This window comes from Spirochaetales bacterium (genome assembly GCA_016930085.1).
GTDB lineage: Bacteria > Spirochaetota > Spirochaetia > SZUA-6 > JAFGRV01 > JAFGHO01.
The window spans coordinates 19,762-39,323 of sequence record JAFGHO010000071.1 but is presented as its reverse complement, the minus strand read 5'-3'; the positions used below and the strand labels follow the sequence as shown (position 1 = coordinate 39,323).

Annotated in this window: 15 protein-coding genes; 7 read left to right on the top strand and 8 right to left on the bottom strand. The window is 51.1% G+C overall.

What is annotated here, in order from left to right:
* Positions 1-275: 275 nt before the first annotated feature.
* Both JW881_13140 and JW881_13135 read right to left on the bottom strand, forming a co-directional pair.
* Entirely contained in the window at positions 276-1,562 is a 1,287-nt protein-coding gene (locus tag JW881_13140; GenBank protein MBN1698453.1) for a hypothetical protein, read from the bottom strand.
* Positions 1,563-1,716: 154 nt separating this feature from the next.
* Positions 1,717-4,452 carry a cation-translocating P-type ATPase gene (locus JW881_13135; protein MBN1698452.1) on the bottom strand — a complete coding sequence of 912 codons (2,736 nt, stop codon included), beginning with the start codon at positions 4,450-4,452 and terminating at the stop codon, positions 1,717-1,719.
* Between the two features lie 182 nt (positions 4,453-4,634).
* Between JW881_13135 and JW881_13130 the strand changes: the two genes are divergently transcribed.
* Positions 4,635-5,927, top strand: a complete 1,293-nt coding sequence (locus JW881_13130) for an aminotransferase class I/II-fold pyridoxal phosphate-dependent enzyme (GenBank protein ID MBN1698451.1) — start codon at positions 4,635-4,637, stop codon at positions 5,925-5,927.
* Between the two features lie 21 nt (positions 5,928-5,948).
* On the opposite strand, the gene JW881_13125 is transcribed toward JW881_13130, so the two are convergent.
* The 4 genes from JW881_13125 to JW881_13110 all read right to left on the bottom strand — a co-directional run bounded on the left by JW881_13125 (position 5,949) and on the right by JW881_13110 (position 9,773).
* Entirely contained in the window at positions 5,949-6,464 is a 516-nt protein-coding gene (locus tag JW881_13125; GenBank protein ID MBN1698450.1) for a hypothetical protein, read from the bottom strand.
* Positions 6,465-6,555: 91 nt separating this feature from the next.
* Entirely contained in the window at positions 6,556-7,776 is a 1,221-nt protein-coding gene (locus JW881_13120) for an ABC transporter ATP-binding protein (protein ID MBN1698449.1), read from the bottom strand.
* Positions 7,760-8,821 (bottom strand): iron ABC transporter permease, encoded by a 1,062-nt coding sequence (locus JW881_13115; GenBank protein ID MBN1698448.1) that lies wholly within the window; start codon positions 8,819-8,821, stop codon positions 7,760-7,762. The genes JW881_13120 and JW881_13115 overlap by 17 nt, the downstream gene beginning before the upstream one ends.
* Positions 8,811-9,773, bottom strand: coding sequence for an ABC transporter substrate-binding protein (locus JW881_13110; GenBank protein MBN1698447.1), 963 nt, complete (start codon positions 9,771-9,773; stop codon positions 8,811-8,813). Before JW881_13110 ends, JW881_13115 begins: the two co-directional genes overlap by 11 nt.
* Before the next feature lie 260 nt (positions 9,774-10,033).
* On the opposite strand from JW881_13110, the gene JW881_13105 reads away from it, so the two are divergent.
* The 3 genes from JW881_13105 to JW881_13095 are packed head-to-tail and all read left to right on the top strand — an operon-like array spanning position 10,034 to position 13,022.
* Complete coding sequence (locus JW881_13105; protein ID MBN1698446.1) at positions 10,034-10,729, top strand: ankyrin repeat domain-containing protein; 696 nt, start codon at positions 10,034-10,036, stop codon at positions 10,727-10,729.
* Between the two features lie 23 nt (positions 10,730-10,752).
* On the top strand, positions 10,753-11,535 hold the full coding sequence (locus tag JW881_13100) for a PH domain-containing protein (protein MBN1698445.1): 783 nt from the start codon (positions 10,753-10,755) through the stop codon (positions 11,533-11,535).
* A complete protein-coding gene (locus JW881_13095) occupies positions 11,532-13,022 on the top strand; it encodes a hypothetical protein (GenBank protein MBN1698444.1) in 1,491 nt (496 codons plus the stop codon). Before JW881_13100 ends, JW881_13095 begins: the two co-directional genes overlap by 4 nt.
* 10 nt (positions 13,023-13,032) lie before the next feature.
* On the opposite strand, the gene JW881_13090 is transcribed toward JW881_13095, so the two are convergent.
* Entirely contained in the window at positions 13,033-13,599 is a 567-nt protein-coding gene (locus tag JW881_13090) for a hypothetical protein (GenBank protein MBN1698443.1), read from the bottom strand.
* 119 nt (positions 13,600-13,718) lie between these two features.
* On the opposite strand from JW881_13090, the gene hisD reads away from it, so the two are divergent.
* A complete protein-coding gene (gene hisD, locus JW881_13085) occupies positions 13,719-15,026 on the top strand; it encodes a histidinol dehydrogenase (GenBank protein MBN1698442.1) in 1,308 nt (435 codons plus the stop codon).
* Position 15,027: 1 nt separating this feature from the next.
* Positions 15,028-16,053: a hypothetical protein gene (locus JW881_13080; protein MBN1698441.1), complete on the top strand. Its 1,026-nt coding sequence runs from the start codon at positions 15,028-15,030 to the stop codon at positions 16,051-16,053.
* Here the strand turns inward: JW881_13080 and JW881_13075 are convergent.
* Positions 16,050-18,071: a glycoside hydrolase family 3 C-terminal domain-containing protein gene (locus JW881_13075; GenBank protein MBN1698440.1), complete on the bottom strand. Its 2,022-nt coding sequence runs from the start codon at positions 18,069-18,071 to the stop codon at positions 16,050-16,052. The two genes, JW881_13080 and JW881_13075, sit on opposite strands and share 4 nt — an antisense overlap.
* A 269-nt stretch (positions 18,072-18,340) precedes the next feature.
* Between JW881_13075 and JW881_13070 the strand changes: the two genes are divergently transcribed.
* The gene (locus tag JW881_13070) at positions 18,341-19,513 is read left to right on the top strand and encodes a GNAT family N-acetyltransferase (GenBank protein MBN1698439.1); all 1,173 of its coding nucleotides are present in this window, start codon (positions 18,341-18,343) and stop codon (positions 19,511-19,513) included.
* Positions 19,514-19,562: the final 49 nt, after the last annotated feature.

Genomic DNA, 19,562 nt, shown 5'->3' with positions numbered 1-19,562 from the left:
TTCTCATCCAGACAGTATGCCTCATATACGGTTTCTGTGGCCGGAAACTTCGTTGCGAGACGCGTCAGGGCAGTGGTTTGCCTGCGGTTTCCTTCAGATTCCACCTCACGATGGACACCCTTGCCGTCCGGCTAACAGTTCCCCCTGCCTGGCCTGTAGAGGACTTCCTGTTTTCTCAGGTCACCTCCAAGTGGGTGCGCCCTGCCGGGCGCACTAAAAAAAAGCCCCGTATGCCTTTCGGCGCGCGGGGCTTTCATATCTTGACGTCGTATGTATTATTTTACGAATTCCAGTTCGGCAAGATTTTTGCCCTGCCAGCAGTCATTCACGCCAAAAACAGGATAAAGCTGGAACTCTCTTGTCGAACCGCCGTCATTGTCGGCAAGTGCGATATTGAACCCGATGATTCCCAGAGAGGCGCATGGTTTTCCGAAATCAAAAGAAAACTCTAGGACAGAACCGTCGGCGGACCAGACAGCGGTACCCTTGTATTTGTCGCTGTCGAATTTCTTGCCGATGAGTGTTCTCAGCTGGGCGAAGTTCCCTTCGGAATCGAGGAAGACTTCGACACTGTCGTTTTCCCAGACATCGCCGGCGCTTCCGACCGTTTTGTCGTCCTGTCTGAGAACATAGCCGTAAAGCATATTGCCCTTATACGCGACGCCCCATTCGCCGTACAGGTCTTTGAAGTCCTTGTTGAATCGTTCGTCTTTGGTATTCAGCTGATTGAAAAGGAAAGGATATTTGACCGCGGCTTTCCATTCATCGTTCGAATACGATCCGTCAACCGCGATATCGCCTGCCGCGGCTTTCGCCTTGAAAGGAACCACGACGCGAGCCGCTTCCGCCGAACCCGATGCTTTTCCGAACACAAGGGTTCCCAGGTTTACCCCCTGCCAGCTGTCGTTCTGACCGGTGATCGGGTAGAGCTGATAATCCCTTCCCGAACCGTCATTATCCGCCAAAGCGAGCGCCCATCCGCATACCGTTCCCTCGAGATTGGCTTCCGGCATGTCGACCGAATACTCCAATACCTTACCGTCGGCACTCCATACCGCCTTCTGGCTACCCGCGAATTCGGCCCCGGCGAAATCCTCACCGATGAGTGTTCTCAACTGAACGAATTTGCCTTTCTGATCCAAAAACACCTCGACGCAATCATTTTCCCACACATTTTCGGCATCGAGAAAGGTAGCATCGTCTTTTCTTGTTACCATCCCGTATAATGTCTTGCCATTGAAAACAACAGTCCAGTCACCGGAAAGGTCATTCTGATCCTTCGGCGGACGTTGATCACTCAAACTCAATTGATTGAAACCGAGCGGATACATGTTGCCGTCTTTCCATTCATCCTTGCCGATCACACCGTCAATGACGGGGGCCTTTGCCGCTTTTGCCGCAACAAAACCGGGTATCGCCCTTCTCTGGACTTCGGCGGCCGCTGCCGTTTCCGCTTTATCGTCGGCTGTCATGTCTGTTTTCTCTGTTGTGGTTGCTTTTTCAGAACTGACACAACCGAAAATCAGACCCAACAACAATGCCAGTAAAAATAACTTTTTCATAACACACTCCTTTACACGAATTTGATTTAAAAGGAGACGAGGCTTCTCCTCTCTACATTAATTGCATTATAATAGGTAACTTCATGGTTTTTTTCAAGTATTTTTCATATATTTTTCGTTTTGACATTCAAATTACAATATTTAATTGCTTATTTTACCTGTTCATTTTTTTCTGAATATACCGCAAAAAAAGCTTTTCCAGCTCGACCGCGGCAACGACGATCAATCCGGCAGCGCAACAAACGAAAAGCTGAAACCATGAGAGGGGGGCGGTCCTGAAAATCTCCTGAAAAAAAGGCACATAGACAAGCATCATTTGCAGTCCGATTGTCGACAAGACGGAAAGCAGCAATACCGGGTTTGAAAGCGGATTGAGTCTGAAAACTGATTCCTTAAACGAACGGACCGCCATCACATACATCATCTGGCAAAACGTAAGTGTCGTAAACACGACCGTTCTCCACGTATCGACATCGGAACCCCGGAGGAAGAAAAAATAGCCTGCGGCCAGAGAAAGAAAAGCGATCAATCCCCCCGCCCAGAGTATCCGGGCGCCGACACCGCGGGCAAACAGACTTTCATCCGGCCCGTAGGGAGGCCTTCGCATCGTATCCTTTTCCGTTCTCTCATACCCCAGGGCGATGGCGGGTGCCCCGTCTGTAACGAGATTGATCCAGAGAATCTGCGTGGGGACGAGGGGAAGCGGCATTCCCAGGAGCGGTCCAAACAACATTACCAGAATTTCACCGAAATTTCCCGTCAATATATATGTGATAAACTTCTTGATATTATCATAGATCGTCCGTCCTTCTTTGACGGCGGACACCAGGGTGGCGAAGTTATCGTCGAGCAATACCATGTCCGACGATTGCTTTGCCACATCCGTACCGGTGATCCCCATGGAAACACCGATATCCGCCGATTTCAACGCGGGCGCATCATTAACCCCGTCTCCGGTCATGGCGACAATATGGTGGGCACTCTGAAGTGCGTCGATGAGCTTCATTTTATGTTCCGGTGATACCCGCGCATATACCGATACTTCACCCACAACGTGCTCGAGATCGATAAAGTTCATCGAGGAGAGTTCCTCTCCCGTTACGCAGGAGTCGGCGTCCGTGATACCGAGTTGGCGTGCGATATGAAGCGCGGTCAGCGGATGATCGCCGGTGATCATCACGGGCCGTATACCCGCACGCCGGCAAAGGGCCACCGCTTCGGCGGCTTCCGGTCTTACCGGATCGAGCATGCCCGCCATACCGATAAAAACAAGGTCTTCTTCATAGCGATCGGGACGGTCAAACGACGTCCGATCGAGCATCCGGCATGCAACGCCCAACACCCGTATGCCGTTTTTCGCCATTCTTTCGTTTTCAAGGAGAATGTTCCGCCTCGCGTCATCGGAAAGCTCCTCGATGCTTCCGTCCCGTACCGCCTTCTTCGATATCTGCATGAGCCCGTCGACCGAACCTTTTGTAAAGGCGATATACATGCCCTTTTTATAATCCGGACAAAGCCCGATAAGGCGTCGGGTCTTTTCACTCAACTCATCCGCGGGCACATGTACCGTGGTCATTCTCTTCCTGCCCGAATCAAACGGCAGTTCCGCCACCCTCGGCAGATCATGCTCGAGTTCTTTCTTGTCCAATCCGATTTTTGCGGCAGCAGCGATTAATGCGCCTTCGGTCGGGTCCCCGATAAGTCCTGCATTTTCCGCCTCACTATCCTCACCATTACCTATCCCGGCCGCGAGAACGGCGTCGTTACAAAGAATGCCCCCCGCGAGAAAAAGAGAAACGGTAGTGCCGCCGCCTTCTTTTTCCTTTGTCACGGCTTCTTCTATCGAATATGTTTGTTCCCGAACCACGATACCGGTTACCGTCATCCTGTTCTGGGTGAGGGTTCCCGTTTTATCCGAACAGATAACCGTTACCGAACCGAGTGTTTCGACCGAGGGCAGGTTTCTGATGAGCGACTTCTTCTTCAACATGCTTCGCGCTCCCAGTGCCAAAGCGATCGTGACGACGGCGGGAAGCCCTTCCGGAATCGCCGCCACCGCCATGCTGATCGAGGTCATGAACATCGTCAACCGGTCTTCACCCCGGAGGAGCGATATCGCGGAAACAATGATAACGAGAACAAGCGCCGAAGCGGCAAGAACGCCCCCGAGACGGGCCAGCCGCTTTTGCAGGGGTGTCTGTTCTTCCTCGACATCCCCGAGCATTGTCGCTATCTTTCCAAGCTCCGTGTTCATCCCGGTCGCGGTTACCACGGCCTCGCCGCGGCCGTACGTGACGATCGTTCCCATGTAGATCATGTTTTTTCTGTCCCCGATCGGTGCCCTGCCGGGAAGCGGATCGGTATGCTTTTCGACCGGCACGGATTCACCGGTCAATGTCGATTCCCGAACGCGGAGATGGGGTGATGATATGAGTCGTGCGTCCGCGGGCACGATATTACCGGTCTCAACGATCACAATGTCGCCCGGCACGAGTCCGGATGCGGCGATTTCCCGGATAGTGCCGTCCCTCCTTACACGAACGAACGGAACCGAAAGTTTTTTGAGCGCGGCCATCGCGTTTTCCGCTTTCACCTCCTGCCAGAATCCCAGGATCGTATTGAGGACGACGATGACAAAGATAACGGCCCCATCGACATACTCGCCGAGGAATATCGAGACGATTGCGGCAACAATCAGAATAAGAACCATCACCTCCTTTATCTGATTGAAAAGAATCTGTAAAAGCGATTTCCGTTTTTTTTCTATCAGCTCATTTTTACCGCAGGAAAGCAGCCTTTCTTCCGCTTCCTTTTCGGAAAGCCCCTCCGCAATAACCGTCTTGAATTCCTTCAGTACCTCATCTTGAGTCTGTCTGTAAAAATCACCCATGAAATTTTCCTCCCGGAAAGCACCAATGTAATGGCACTGATAAAAATCTCACGGAATATAATAAAAAAGATTTGATTCTTTTTCCAGTAGTTTCCGGCAGAAACAGCACAAATGGTAAAATTTATACGGCAAAGCATTGCCAGAACTTGACTCAATCGATGTTTTTATATATGTTCATACACATGAATCCGTTAGCGATAGAACTGAACAGAAAACTCGAAGGAACAGCCGCGTTTGCTTTGCTTTCATCGCTCGGGAAACGCTTCTATTTCCCAAAGGGAATCGTCGCGCAGAGCATGGAAGCAACGAAACATGCCCACCGTTACAACGCCACCATCGGAACGGCAGGTCAAAAGGGCAAGCCGCTGTTTCTCCCGTCGATACGACAACTTATACCGTCGCTCGATCCGGAAGAAATATTTCCCTATGCATCGACGCCGGGGCTTCCTGAACTGCGGGACCTCTGGAAAAAAAACATGGAAAAAAAGAATCCCGATCTTGCGGGAAAACCGACGAGCCATCCCCTTGTCGTCGCGGGGATTACATCGGGTATTTCCATAATAGCGGATCTTTTTATCGATCCGGGAGACACTATCATCATCCCGGATATGTTCTGGGGCAACTATCGCCTGATATTCGAAGTGAAAAAGGAAGCGAACATCGTCAGTGTCCCGTTTTTCAATGATAATGGAAAACTCGATCTTCCGAGTCTTCAAAAAACAATAGAACGGCATGGATCGAAGGAGAAACTCATTATCCTTCTCAATTTTCCGAACAATCCGACCGGCTATTCGCCCACCGTCGATGAAATAGAGCCGCTTGTCGAGGTGCTGTATAAAGCCGCCGATTCCGGATCGAACCTTTTGGTCATTACCGATGATTCGTATTTCGGATTGTTTTTTGAAGACAATATCTACCCGCAATCGGTCTTCGCCGCGCTGGCGGGACTTCACCGTAATATTCTCGCGGTCAAACTCGACGGTTCGACAAAAGAGGATTTTGTCTGGGGATTCAGAATCGGTTTTCTTACTTACGGGGGCAAGGGACTCGGTACGGAACACTACCATGCGCTGGAACAAAAAACCATGGGACTTATCCGTTCCACGATTTCGAACTCCAGCAGGCTCGGCCAGAGTCTCATCATACGTGCACTCAAAAGCAGCAGTTATGAAAGAGAAAAGGAAGAAAACGTCAGGATTGTAAAGGAAAAATACGATAAAATTAAGGAAATCCTGGCCAAACGGGATAAAGACTCTCCGCTGCAGCCACTTCCCTATAATTCCGGATATTTCATGTGTTTCAGGCTCGAGAGGGGAAGCGCTGAAAAACTCAGACAGTATCTTCTTTATGAACGGCACATCGGCACGGTTTCCATCGAAGACCGTCTGCTTCGAATCGCTTACGCGAATATCGATACGGGGGATATGGAAGAATTATTCGAGGAAATCGATCGTGCCGTCAGGGAAATCTGCTGACCGGATTATATCCGGGCGATGTCAGTCGACCAGATACTGGCCTACCTGCTGGAGTTCGGGATTTTTTTCAAATACACAATTTCTGTTATTATGGGTTGCCTTGTCGAGTGCCACCGTTTTCATATAGAGTTCATTGACCAGATCGGCGAATATGCCGAGATTCGAACCAAAATTACTGATTGCCATTTCCCGCAGTACCTTGTCTTTGTTCGTCTCGGGTCCGTTTCTGGACAGCATCGTCTGCGAGCCCGACGAGAGAAGGGACTTCAGCCGGGGTTTGACTTCTTTCTTTGCGTGATGGATAAACGTCGCTGCGGCCAGAATAAACTCATAGAGTTCATGGAATTTATATCCCTCGAGCTTGCCGTACGTTTCCTTGTCCGCCATCCCCTCGAGAATGTCCCATGTCGACTGGGGAATTTCCATGACTAAAAGCGCTTTTCTGAGAAACCTGTTTGTTATATTGTTTCTGAAATGATCGTTTATCCTGACAATAAGCGACAGAATATCTCCGTCCTTTATCGGCATTATCGACATGATTGTCTCCCTGATATAAATATACCTGTATTAAATCTAAACCATCGGCATACCATAGTCAAGCTCTTTTGACGGTATTTGTGTTTCCGGGCTATACCATTTCTTCGAACATCCGGATTATTTCGCTATAAGTCAATAAAGCCGCCCCTTCCCGCAGCCGCATGAACATCGTTTCCGCCCGACCGGAAAAAAAAGCCCTTTCCTCATACTCATCCGGTTCGACGATAATCAGACGGCGGGCTTTTCCCGCAAGTTCCAGATTCGCCGCGTTTCCTTCACCGACGGGAAAAGAACAAAGAATCGTGAAATCCGCCCCGACGACATACGGAACAGCCCCGGAAACCGCTTCGCCGTCGATCTCGGAAAAAGCCGCAGTCGTTACCGTTTCGATACCAAGACTCCTCCACAGCATCGCATCGGTATCGTTTACGTGCGCGATTCCCCCCGTGATCCGAAAACCGAGCCTGAACAGCTCCCTGGTCAGATTGACGGCGCTTCCCGCCCCGCCGATAAGATGGACCCGCGGACCTTCCGGTCCCGCCCGCCGGGGGACGACACTCACGAGCCTGCTTCCCGTCGAGGTATTAATACCGATATCGGTCTTTACCCCGTACACGCGGTCGATGAGGCCGGGTGCGATGACGTTATCCGGTTTCCCGTCCGCGGCGATTCGTCCCTCATCGAGAAGAACCAGCCGGGAACAGTACCGTGAAGCTTCGTTCAGATTGTGAATCGCTGCGATTATCGTCTTTTTTTCCCTGCACAACTCTTCGGCCATCGAGAAAATTCTCTGCTGATGTTTTATATCGAGGTTCGAAGTCGGCTCGTCGAGAAGAAGCACCTCCGTCTCCTGCACGAGTGTCATGGCGAAAAAAACGAGTTGCCGTTCACCGCCCGACAATTCCAGTATCGGCCTTTCCTCGAATCCATGCAATCCCACGTAATCGAGCGCGCGGCGGACTTTCTCCCTGTCTTCTTCCGTCTCCCATCGCGCCCACCTCCTGTACGGATAACGGCCGAACATGACGACGGATGAAACGGTAAAGTTAAAACCCACCGCCCCCTCCTGCTGCATAAACGAGCAGTGTGTCGCGAGTTCCGGCTCCGTATATCGATGAAGCGGCTTCCCTTTGAGTGTGATATATCCTTTCGTGGGGGAAATGAGACGGTCCGCCAGCCTGAGCAGCGTGGTCTTGCCGGAACCGTTCGGACCGATAAGGCCGATAAACTCACCCTCGCCTGCTTCAAAACTCACCGAGTCGATAATACATGTGCCGCCGATGCGGTAACCGACATCACAAAACCGGAGCATTCCCCCTTCCTTTCGTTCCCCCGAATGCCTTCCGCTGGTAAGCGAAGATGAGAAAAAGGAGGTAGGGCGCACCGATAGCCGCAGTAATAATACCGACCCGTATTTCATACGGGGCAAAAACCGTACGGCCGATCGCATCGGCGGTCATGAGGAAGAGTCCTCCGCCGAGCGCACAGACGGGGACGAGCGTCCTGTTGTCCGGGCCTATCAGAAGCCGCAGAAGATGGGGGACCATGAGTCCGACAAACCCGATTGTTCCGCTGATCGAAACGGCTACACCGGTCGCGACCGCCGAAAAGAAAAGCAAAAGACGTTTTACCAGTTCCACGCGCATGCCCAGCACCCGGGCCTTTTCCTCACCCAGAGAAAAGAGGTTGAGATCCCGTGAAAAAAAGACGAGGAGGATGATAACGGGAAGGAGAATAGGGAGTGCCATGATAATATGTTCCCATCTCCGTTGATCCAAAGCACCCATTGTCCAGAAAATAAACTGGCTGACCTGATGCTCGGCCGTAAAAAGGAGGACGGCGGAAATTATTCCGGTAAAAAAGGAAGAAACGGCCATGCCGGCGAGAATGATAAAAAGAAGCGATGTATTGCCCCTGTAAGTGGAAATAACATAAATCACCGCGGCCGCGGCGAGGGCCCCCGTCACTGAAACAAGCGGCATCAAAAAGATATTCAACGAAAAAAGCCCGGTGCCGATCGCGATGACGGCGCCGAGACTTCCACCCGCCGAAACACCGAGAATTTCCGGACTTGCAAGGGGATTCCTGAATAATCCCTGCATCGTCGCGCCGGCTGAAGCAAGCGCGGCCCCCACAAGCAATGCCGTTATTACACGGGGAAGACGGACAAACAGAATCGTCACCTCCAAAACCTCGTCCGCCTCCCCTGCCGAAAGGAAACCGAGTTTTGAGAGGATGACTCCTATTATACCGGCGGGGTCCACCATCACCGGTCCGATTCCGGTACAGAGGATGACAGCGACCGGAACCAGAACGGCAAGTACAATTAATAGAGGGAATCCCGATTTATTCCTCATTTTCCCGCCCGAAGATCGTCGGATAAGCGCGCCGCGCCAGGTCTTCAACGCCTAACACACTGTAATGCGAACCGGAACTCCTGTGTTTTTCCGGAATCCGGTAAACCCGCCGGTTTTTGACCGCGGAGAGTACCCTGAACGCGGGATCTTCCATAAAAAGGCTATAGTTCCTGTCGGCGCCGTCCCGTTCTCCATACACCCAGTCCGGTAAAATGATAATATCCGGATCGAGCCTGATGAGTGCTTCTTTTGAAATCGGGACGGCGCCCCATCTGTCGGCATCCAGAGCCGCCACCGCGTTCTTCAAGCCGGCATGGCGCACTATTTCATCCCACATCGAACCGGCGCCGAAGGATGTGCCGAAATCCGCCGAATAATCCATTACCGTAAGCCTTTCTTCTTCCGTCAGCGGTGAAAGTAAACGTTCGATTTGATTGAGTTTATCTTCCATCCATTCGATCAGTTCTTCACCGCTTTCCTTTTCAGCGGTCAACCGTGCAAGAAACCTGATAGTACGAATAACCCCGTTAAACGTGACGGGAAAATCCAGGATACAGACCGGTATCCCCGCGTCACGAAGCTGTTCGGCGCCCCCGAAACCGCTCCACGATGAGAGAAAGACGATATCCGGTTTGAGCGACAGGTATATTTCCACATTGAAGGGTATTCTGTGTTCAATACCGTCAAGGTCGTGTTCAATGTTAGACGTTTCTCCGTCTTCCGCGAAATTCGTGACGGCGGCAATATCTCCCTTTTGAACAATCGAGAGCAGCAGTTCATCGATAAACAACGCACCGGAGATAATCCTGCGGGGTTTTTCCCGGACCGCGAACGTGTTTCCATAATCATCGACGACGGAGAGTGGATAGCCGTCGCCTTCAATCCGCGCCTCACCTGTTGTCCCCCGCTGCCTGAGACAACCCGAAGGCGTGAGGACAACCAGTATCATCATTAATGGAAATAAACATCGCACAAATACAACCTCTTTTACCGGACAACCATGACCATAGTATTTTTATCGTCCCATGTCAACAGAACCCCGCAACGGCGGCCGCCTTCCGTCATGACACGAAATTCATCGCATCCCCTGCGCTTCCGTTCTCGTTCATACATCATATTCATTCGGATTTGTTTTTTTATCCTTGACGGTGAGTGTCTTCATCTGGTATTAATGGATGTCATAACAATGCTTTTTATATGGAGCGGGCTTTAATGAAAAAACGATCACAACTATCCGTCATATTCGTTTTCTGTATGACCGGTTTCCTGTTTTTTTCATGTTCGGGTAATCCCGAAGGATTTACCATCCTTCACTGGGCATGCGATACGGGGAATCTCGAAATGGTCAAATCGCTGGTTACGGATAAAAAAATGGACATTGACGCAAAGGACAGCGAAGGGAGGACCCCCGTCTATCTCGCCGTCCGCGATGGTTATAAAAATATCGTCGATTTCCTCATCGGAGAAGGCGCACAAACGGCCATCCCCGACAAGGACGGAATGACGATCATGCATTGGGCGGCGTACGAGGGATACGACGGGATCGTCGGGCTCCTGAAAGATTCGGACAATCTCATTGCCGCGAAAGACAAAAGCGGACGCGCCCCCATACAATGGGCCCTGCGAAAAGACAACCGGTCGACCGTCATGCTTCTGCTCGAAGCGGGCTCACCCTACGATTTCACCGACTCGGGCGGCAATACCCTTCTCCATTGGGCTTCCGAAAGGGGCTATACGGATATTGTCACGTTTCTTCTCGATAAAGGCATGAGTCCGAATATAAAAAACAAACGGGGATATGTCCCGCTGCATCTTGCGGCAGACGGCAATCATACGGAGATCGTGGAACTGCTGATCCGGCACGGGGCGGAAGTCGGCATCCGCTGGCCGAAGAAACCGCTGTTGTAGCCGGACGATCGGGATATGAGCGAATGGCCGCACAGAAAGAATCCGGACGAATAAAAAGCTTTTTTCTCACGTTATGCGGGGCAATGAAATCCGGTTGTTTATGGATAGCCCGGTCAATCGCCGCCGTGATCGATCGATCGATCAAACCCCGCTTCACACGTTTCGTTTCCACACTGAAGGACATTAATATCTACAGGCATGTGCGTGAGCACTGTATCTATCGGTACCTTTCAACCATGATGCAGCTGGAAAAATCCGGTACCGTCATAACATGGCAGCCCTTTTATCTTATCCTTGTAAAAACGATTATCGCCGTCACCGTCTTTATCTTTGTTTTCAATCTCTATCCGTACCTTTCCGGTTGGCTGGGAGAGATTGTACGCTTTTTCAGGCTGCATGAAATCTATCATTTCGATTTCCCCACGAGGTCGTCGCTCGATACCGCCGCACAGGTGATTATCGCTTTAGTTCTGGGATATATCGGTCTTTTTTTTCTTATTTATCACATACAGGCACTTTTTTCCTCACTTGTGATAAATAACGCGGGCAAAAAGGCGTATTACATCAGAAACAGTGTCGTCTGCACGTCACTCTATGTTTTTTCCGTTCCGGAAATCGATCATATCGTCCTCAAACAGAATATTCTCTTCCGGCTTCTCGGTATCGGGACGATCGTTTTCATGAAAAAATCCGGTGAAAAAGTGACGATCGCTTCGATAAAAAACGCGTCAAAGGTGTTCAGACAATTTTCTTCGATTATCGGAGAGAATGACGGTTCGAACAAACCGGAAGGACGATACGGGTGACGTCTCTCATACGCAAAGCGCCATATCTGCCGTATCTTTGCGCGCTGGCAATAAGCCTTCTCTATTTCCTTTTTCAGTTCCACCATATGCAGCAGTATTTCGATTCCGACCAGATCGTCTACCTCAACAACATCAAACACGCATTGAAACCGGGCGCCACATGTATGTATTATCCCCATCACCTTCATATGGAGTCCGGTGGGAAACTGTTTCACGAGTTCATGATGGAGCACTTCGCGGAGGCGGGCTTTACCGATGTGGTCGTCAACAACCGCCTGCGTTCGATCCTTTTTGCCTGCATCGGGATTTTTTTCGCGGTCCTCTTTCTCTTCGAATCGACGGGGAGGCTTTTCTGGGGAATTCTTGGCGGTATTCTCATCGGTTTCTGCCATGGATACCTTTCCTATGCGACAAAGGTCGATACGGCAATCTTTCCGGCTTCGGCAATGATCGCCCTGGTATGGATAATACAGAGAATCGAACGTTCAAAACGCAGACCGGTACTGCTGGCACTCCCCGCCGGCATCATTCTTTTTCTCGGTGTGATGTTTCATCAGTATATGGGGTTTGCCTGCGTCTTGAGTGTGATCGCCCTCCTCCTTCCGCCGCTTCTGTTCCGGCCTTCCATCCCGGCTCCGTTCACAATGGAAAAAAAGGAAAAGGGGCCGGAAATCGAAGAAAATCCACGGGCGCGGTATCTTACCGTCACCGTCATGGCGCTTTCCGGGATCATCCTCATCGGCGCGGGATTCTTCTATACCGGTGAATCGGTCTATAATCTCCCCTTTTCAGGGGAGGAACGGCGTGAAAGCAGAAGTATCTTCGGCAACACCCTCTTCCAGCGATGGATTATGGGATATGCCGTCCTCGATACCTGGGGAAAAGGTTTCAAGAATTTCAATCCGAAAAACCCCTTCCGGGGTTTTACAAAGTCATTTCTCTCGAGTGTCCCCGGAAAAAATCTTTCGACTTTCGATTACGACTACGATTACAAAATAAACGAACCTGAAAACGAAAAAGGTATCACCCATAACCAGGTCGCCTATTTTACGTTGATCACGCTTGCCGGATGCCTTATATTTTTCCCGTTTATGTGGGTCCGCTACCGGCGTACCTTTTTCTTCATTCTTTCCGGATTTATCGTTTTCGCCCTCTATGTCACCTACTGGGAGGCGCATTATTACGAGTTCTGGGTCGTACCCTGCCTGCTTCTCTGTCTGCTTGCCGTCCTCCTTCTCAATCTTCTGGGTGAAAAACTATCGCCGCTGCTCAGCCGGTTTTCCCAATATCCGTTCTTTGCATACATCATCTTTTTTATCATCATCGTTTCGTTTCACAATATCCGTTTTCACGCTGCACCCTATTCACGCAACAGGGTGTTTTACGGGATAAGCTCAAGGTGGTCAAGGGATTATACATACGGTCTCGTGAACCGGGATATCTATAAAAATCCCGACAATGTCTATGCGGATGTATACAAGGATTGAACGACAACCGTCATTCCCGTATCTTCTCGACGGTCTCGACCATTATATAGCAGGAATCACCGTTACCGTGGCAGTACCGTTTGCCCGTTATACGCACCCTTCTCCCTGCACCGATAATTTCGTTTTTATTCGTATGTATGTGTAGATCCGCTTCCGTATAATAGCGCGGAAGCTTCTCCGCATGATTAGGACCGTCCCCTATCCTGATATTCGCCGTTATCGATTTCCCCTTGCTTTCAGGTTTTTCGAACAACAGCGCGTTAATACTCTTCGATCGAAGCGATACGGTCGGTGAAACCGCAAAATATCCTTCGATCGATATACGCATACCCTGAGTGAAGGATAGGTCGTCGAGCGTATCAAAGGTCACATCGACCGGTTTTCCCCCGTTGCAGGACAATATGCCGATGCATATGAAAGCCATGACGCAAAACCGTTTCATCTTTGCATCCTCCTCTTCGTCGCCCGAATTTATCATTATCCATATATTACACCGATTGGCCCGCCCCTTCAATACGTACGCACATGAGGTGTCGTGAACATCCCCGATTATCGATGAGACAACCGCCCGTAACACTCTGCATCCGCCGTTCCCGATTGACTCCGTAAGCCGACTCTGTTACTATAATGCTGCCCATTCGTAATGGAAGGAACGACCAGACGGGTGATAGATGCCATGAACGGGGAGGAGTGATTATGGAGATTATAAAATACAGTGACGCGGACGACAAAGTCGGGAGGATCATTAACAGGGGAAGGTATGTCGATAAAAAAATCGTATCCACGGTAAACAGAATCATCGCCTGTGTCAGAAAGCACGGGGACAGGGCGGTTGCGAAGTACACGAAAAAACTGGATCACATCACGCTCGATAAAACGAACAGGGTTATCGGCAACGATTACCTTTCCGCATGCAGGGATAAAATCGATGGTGAAATTATTGAAATACTTTCTGCGGCCCGGGACAATATCACCGCATATCATAATCACCAGCGTCAGGAATCATGGATTTCGGAGTTCGCCGATAACGTCCGGCTGGGCCAGGTGATCCGGCCGCTCGACCGGGTGGGCGTCTATGTCCCCGGAGGCAGGGCATTTTATCCTTCGACGGTCCTCATGAATATTATTCCCGCCCGTATTGCCGGGGTTAGCGACATTGTCGTCGCCACCCCGCCGGCCGCCTTCCTGGAAACCCCGCTTATCGGAGCGACGCTCGATCTGCTCGGCGTCGCGAAGGTGTATATGGCGGGCGGGGCTCAGGCGATCGCCGCCATGGCCTACGGCACTGAAACGATACCGAAAGTGGACAAAATCGTTGGGCCGGGCAATATCTATGTCGCCACCGCAAAACAGCAGGTTTTCGGCCAGGTGGATATCGATATGACCGCCGGCCCTTCTGAAGTGGTCGTTCTGGCACAAAAGGGTGCGAATCCCGAATGGGTCGCCCTTGATCTCCTGAGCCAGGCGGAACACAGGACAGGATACGAATCCGCCGTCCTCGTCACCGACTCATTCGATTTCGCGGAAAAGGTGAAATCCGCCGTCTTCTCCTATCTCGCGGGGACGGAGCACGAGAAGCTGATTAAAAGAATTCTATCGACCTACGGGGCGATCATCGTGGTAAAGGATATGGCCGAGGGCGCACGCGTGGTCAACAAAATCGCACCCGAACATCTCGAGATCATTGTCGAAAACGAAAACGAGATCATCCCCCTCATCAGGCACGCGGGTGCCATTTTCGTCGGCGAATATTCGAGTGAACCCGTCGGCGATTACTGGGCGGGACCGAACCATGTTCTTCCCACCGGAGGGACGGCGCGTTTCTTCTCCCCCCTCGGTGTTTATGATTTTTTCAAACGGAGTTCTCTCATCTACTATTCGAAAGAGGCCCTGCTCAAGCACGCGGCGAAGATCAATGAGTTTGCCGGGCGGGAAGACCTCATGTTCCACGGAAAGGCGGTCATGAAACGCCTCGAAGACATTTCGGAAAAAAAAGGGGGATGATATGAGCGGGTCCGGAATTCTCGACCTCTTTATCGGTCTGAGTTTTATCTATTTTTTCCTGAGCCTCGTCTGCATGTGGATTAACGAGATTCTCGCGGCATTATTCGGAATGCGGCAGAAAAATCTCGTAATGCTCGTCGTAAACCTCCTCGATCCGGGTAATGCACATACCGCCGGGAAAAAACTTTTTCACCCCACAGTTTCTCCGGTTTCAGGTTCGCGTCCCGAAACGGATGAAAAGCCTGGTTCGAATATCGTCAGGGCCTTTTTCGAACATCCCCTGATCAACTCGTTGTCCAAAAAGGGAAAGCTTCCCTCATATATTCCCGGCAGGGAGTTCGCTCTCACGCTGCAGGATATGCTCGTCGAAGCCGGTATTCACGGCGAGGAATCGGTAACGGAACCCCCGACTCCGGACAATATTCTCACCCTCATGGAAAAAGGGGCATTGAAAATATCCGATGAATCGGCCCGTCATGCGATACTCGCCCTGATCGGCGATGCGCGTATACAGCACGGCGATACCGGCGGGCGGTCCGCCGCCGTTTTGGAGAATTTCGATAAGTGGTTTCAATCCGTCGCCGAACGCGCCTCCGGATGGTACAAACGCACCACGCAGATAATTCTGTTCGCGATCGGGTTTTTTGTCGCCGCTTTTTTCAACGCGGACACGATCGGCATGGCGCAAAAACTTATGGCGCAGCCTGAAACGAGGACGCGGTTGAGTGAACTGGCCGTCGCCGAGACACAGGCGATCATAGAAGACACGCGTCTGGAGGGCGCCGAATACTCGAACACGATTCAGATAATCGCTGAAAAAAGAAGCGCAATCGAAAAGACTCAGATGATACTCGGCTGGACGGAATTCCCCCCGCCGGATGGTCCTGCACTGTTATGGAAGATAATCGGAGTTCTCATCACCGCCTTCGGTGTATCGATGGGGAGTCCGTTCTGGTGGGATATCCTCAACCGTTTCACGAATCCGAGACTCGGGGGGAAAAAACCCGGGGTAAATACCCGGACCTAGGGAAACCCGGTGATGATCCCGACGTAAAACTGGGCGATCAAAAGCGCGTCGACGATATCGACATTACCGTTTCCATTCACATCCCCGATCGACTCCGGTGCCGTGTAAGCCGCGGGAAATAATCCGACATAATACTGCGCGACTAAAAGCGCATCCACGATATCGATAGTGCCGTTTTCATTGACGTCGCCCGGTTGACCCGACGGGGCGGAGGTCGGCCCCGGCGTCGTTCCGCCGTAGGAAAGCCCCTCGCCGTACGCAAAAAGCGGGTCGTAAACCGCATCGCCGACATTGACCGGTATCTGCCCCATATCCCTCGGCCATGTAAAAGCCAGCCTGCCGCTGAAATCGTAATCGCCGAACAGGACGTCGGCGACTCCCATGCCCTCGGAGCCGGGAAGCCATGCCGCGACAAAAGCATTCCAGTTGCCGATCTGACCGGTGACGAGCATGGGCCGGCCCGAAACCAGCACAACCACCATCGGGATACCGGCATTCGAGACGGTATTGAGCACACTGATGTCTTCGGAGGCAAGCGAAAGATCGTTCGAGTCCCCGCGGCTTTCCGCGTAGGGCGTTTCGCCGATGACGACAACGGCAACGTCATGTCCCTGTGCGCCGCTTCCGTTCCGGCTGAATGTCACCTTCCCCGACGAACCGATTGTGTTCCTGATTCCCTGAAGGATGGTCGTCCCCTCGGTGATGTTGCCGCTCGACCCCTGCCAGCTGATCGTCCAGCCGCCGCATTGGTTGCCGATGTCGTCAGCGTTCTTTCCGGCGACAAAAACCGAACCGCTTTTTGAAAGTGGAAGAACACCGTCGTTCTTCAGCAGCACGAGACTCTTTCGAACCGCCTCCCGCGCAACGGCCCGGTGGGACGTCGATCCGACGCTCGCAAGCAGCGAACGGTCTGCGTAGGGGTGTTCGAAAAGCCCCATCCGGAACTTTATGCGGAGAATTCTCCGTACGGCGTCGTCGATCCTCGACTCCGATACCTGTCCGTTTGCGACAAGGGATTCGAGCGTCGACATGAACGACTGCCAGTTGAAAGGTTCCATAAACAAATCGATTCCCGCGTTCACGGCGGCCCTCACCTGGTCGCTGTACGAACCGGAAAGTTCCATAATACCATTGTAATCGGATATGACGAAACCGTCGAATCCTTTCTCGTTTTTGAGAATATCGGTGATAAGCCTTCCGCTTCCGTGACATTTTTGCGAGTTCCAGCTCGAGTATGAAATCATAACGGAACCCACCCCGGCACTGAACGCCGACTCGTAGGCGGCCATGTGAATATCCCTGAGTTCCTGCTCCGTAGCCTGTGTATCGCCGCGGTCCTTGCCGTTTGTAGTCCCTCCGTCACCGACCCAATGCTTTGCTGTGGCGCATATCCGCTCCCCGCCACTCAGGTCCTGCCCCTGAAAGCCGGTAACATACCGCCCGCCTAACAGTCGGTGTATTTCCGGGTCTTCGCCGAACCCTTCATAGGTTCTCCCCCATCGTTCGTTGCGGGGGACCGTCAGACACGGGCCGAACGTCATGTCGACTCCGGTTGCGGCGACCTCCCGCGCGACGATACGGCCGATCTCTTCGAGAAGATCGGGATCGCGGGCGGCGCCGAGGCCGATATTGTGGGGGAACACCGTTGCCCCATTGACATTACCGAATCCGTGAATCGCGTCCACTCCGTAAATGACCGGAATTCCGAGACTCGCGTTCATCGCCTCACGCTGGAACTCGTCATACATGTCCGCCCAGTCCGAGGCGATGTTGTTCGGTTCCGCCTCCGAATCCGCCCCGCTCAAGATCGAACCGATGCAATTGTTGCCCACATCGCCCGGATCGAGGGCATTCTTTTCCGCCTGAGTCATCTGCCCTATTTTCTGCCGTAATGTCATACGCGAAAGAAGATCGTTCACCCTCTCTTCAATCGAAGCATTCGGGTCTTTATATACCTGTGAAAAAAGAAACGTGACGGAAAAAAGAAGATAAAGAATGCTGATAATGTTTTTTTTCATGATGTTACTCCTTTGACAATTGTTTTTTCATGTTCATTTACATTGACGACGGTATTCTATCACAGGTATCGGGCAATAAACATAGGTTGATTGTCTTATGGGTACTTCTATTCCTTCAGGAATTAACCGTTATATTTTATGGGGGTAATTATATAAACGGGACATCAGAGAGCGGGGTCCGAGAACAGCTGTCTCTGTGAAAAAATATAAAGTATTTTTTTTTCTGCCCGGTCTTGACATATCCCCGTATAACCGATTAAGGTAATTTCATGGCTCAACAGATACGCCGTTTGAAAGGGAAAAAGGACGAAGACGCGTGCAGCAGACTCGCACAGTATTGTTTCCCCGATGAGGTGGGCTGGACTTCCCGTATTTTTCCCATAACCGCAGAGGACGAGGCATGGGGGCTTTTCAAGGACGGCCAGCTGGCAACGGCGACCATCTCCCGATACTATGAAGCATACATTTACGGTTCACTGGAAAAGATGTCGGGTATTTCCCTGGTTGAGTCCCATCCGCACATGAGAAATCAGGGTCTCGTCCGTGAACTCCTCAATCACATCATCAAGGAAGACGTCAAGCGCGGCATGGTCTTTTCGACCCTCAGGCCGTTCAAGTTCTTTTTTTATGAGAAATTCGGCTACGGCTACAGCGGGGACACCTGTTTTTTTTCCTTTTCGCCGGACAATATTAAAGAACTCCCCGTAGAAGGCGCAATGATACGATTCGAGGAAAAAGATTCACAACTCAAGGATGTATGGAATGTCCAGGATGAATGGGTAAAAAACTACACCTTCGGCATCACGGCAAAACATATCAGTTTAAAACAGATGATCGATGAACTCAATTTTCGCAAGCAGCATCTGTTTCTCTATTACAGGGACGGGACATGCAGGGGATATATCCTCCTTTCGTTGATAACGGCCGGCCAGTTTGAGATGAATATGCAGATAAGCAAAATGGCATGGACGGATCAGGACGCCTTTCGGGGTCTTATGACATTTATCCGTACCCACAAGGATCAATGCAAAGAAGCGAGATGTGTCCTTCCCGCAGATATTCCGCTTCATCTGGTCTTCAAAAATCCCCGTATATTACAGACCGTGAAAGCCGATCATATGGTACGTCCCCTCAATATCGAATACCTGCTTAAACTCAAACTCCAGGATAATCCCGTCAAATGCGGAGAGTTTTCCTTTGCAATCGAAGACCCGATTATTCCCCATAATACCGGTTCATATATCATCGAAAACAACCGGGTAATCAAACGGTCTTATGAAGAAGAGAATATCATCCCGTTGCATATTTTCTCGTCACTGCTCTTTGGAAGCTATTCGTTACAGGATGCCCAGCTTGCGGGATTAATCGGAGACGACTTCCCGGAGAATGCCCGTCTGCTTTTTACAAAAACTGGTTCCATTCATTTGAGCGAGTTTTTTTAAGGGAATTCACATTCTCTTTCAATGAATCGAATGAACTGTTGGCAGCCTC

Excerpts from the sequence above, each read along its gene's own strand:
- JW881_13140 (MBN1698453.1), bottom strand. The coding sequence starts at position 1,562 with ATGAAAAAGTTATTTTTACTGGCATTGTTGTTGGGTCTGATTTTCGGT.
- JW881_13135 (MBN1698452.1), bottom strand. The coding sequence starts at position 4,452 with ATGGGTGATTTTTACAGACAGACTCAAGATGAGGTACTGAAGGAATTC.
- JW881_13130 (MBN1698451.1), top strand. The coding sequence starts at position 4,635 with ATGAATCCGTTAGCGATAGAACTGAACAGAAAACTCGAAGGAACAGCC.
- JW881_13125 (MBN1698450.1), bottom strand. The coding sequence starts at position 6,464 with ATGTCGATAATGCCGATAAAGGACGGAGATATTCTGTCGCTTATTGTC.
- JW881_13120 (MBN1698449.1), bottom strand. The coding sequence starts at position 7,776 with ATGCTCCGGTTTTGTGATGTCGGTTACCGCATCGGCGGCACATGTATT.
- JW881_13115 (MBN1698448.1), bottom strand. The coding sequence starts at position 8,821 with ATGAGGAATAAATCGGGATTCCCTCTATTAATTGTACTTGCCGTTCTG.
- JW881_13110 (MBN1698447.1), bottom strand. The coding sequence starts at position 9,773 with ATGATGATACTGGTTGTCCTCACGCCTTCGGGTTGTCTCAGGCAGCGG.
- JW881_13105 (MBN1698446.1), top strand. The coding sequence starts at position 10,034 with ATGAAAAAACGATCACAACTATCCGTCATATTCGTTTTCTGTATGACC.
- JW881_13100 (MBN1698445.1), top strand. The coding sequence starts at position 10,753 with ATGGCCGCACAGAAAGAATCCGGACGAATAAAAAGCTTTTTTCTCACG.
- hisD (MBN1698442.1), top strand. The coding sequence starts at position 13,719 with ATGGAGATTATAAAATACAGTGACGCGGACGACAAAGTCGGGAGGATC.
- JW881_13080 (MBN1698441.1), top strand. The coding sequence starts at position 15,028 with ATGAGCGGGTCCGGAATTCTCGACCTCTTTATCGGTCTGAGTTTTATC.
- JW881_13075 (MBN1698440.1), bottom strand. The coding sequence starts at position 18,071 with ATGAAAAAAAACATTATCAGCATTCTTTATCTTCTTTTTTCCGTCACG.
- JW881_13070 (MBN1698439.1), top strand. The coding sequence starts at position 18,341 with ATGGCTCAACAGATACGCCGTTTGAAAGGGAAAAAGGACGAAGACGCG.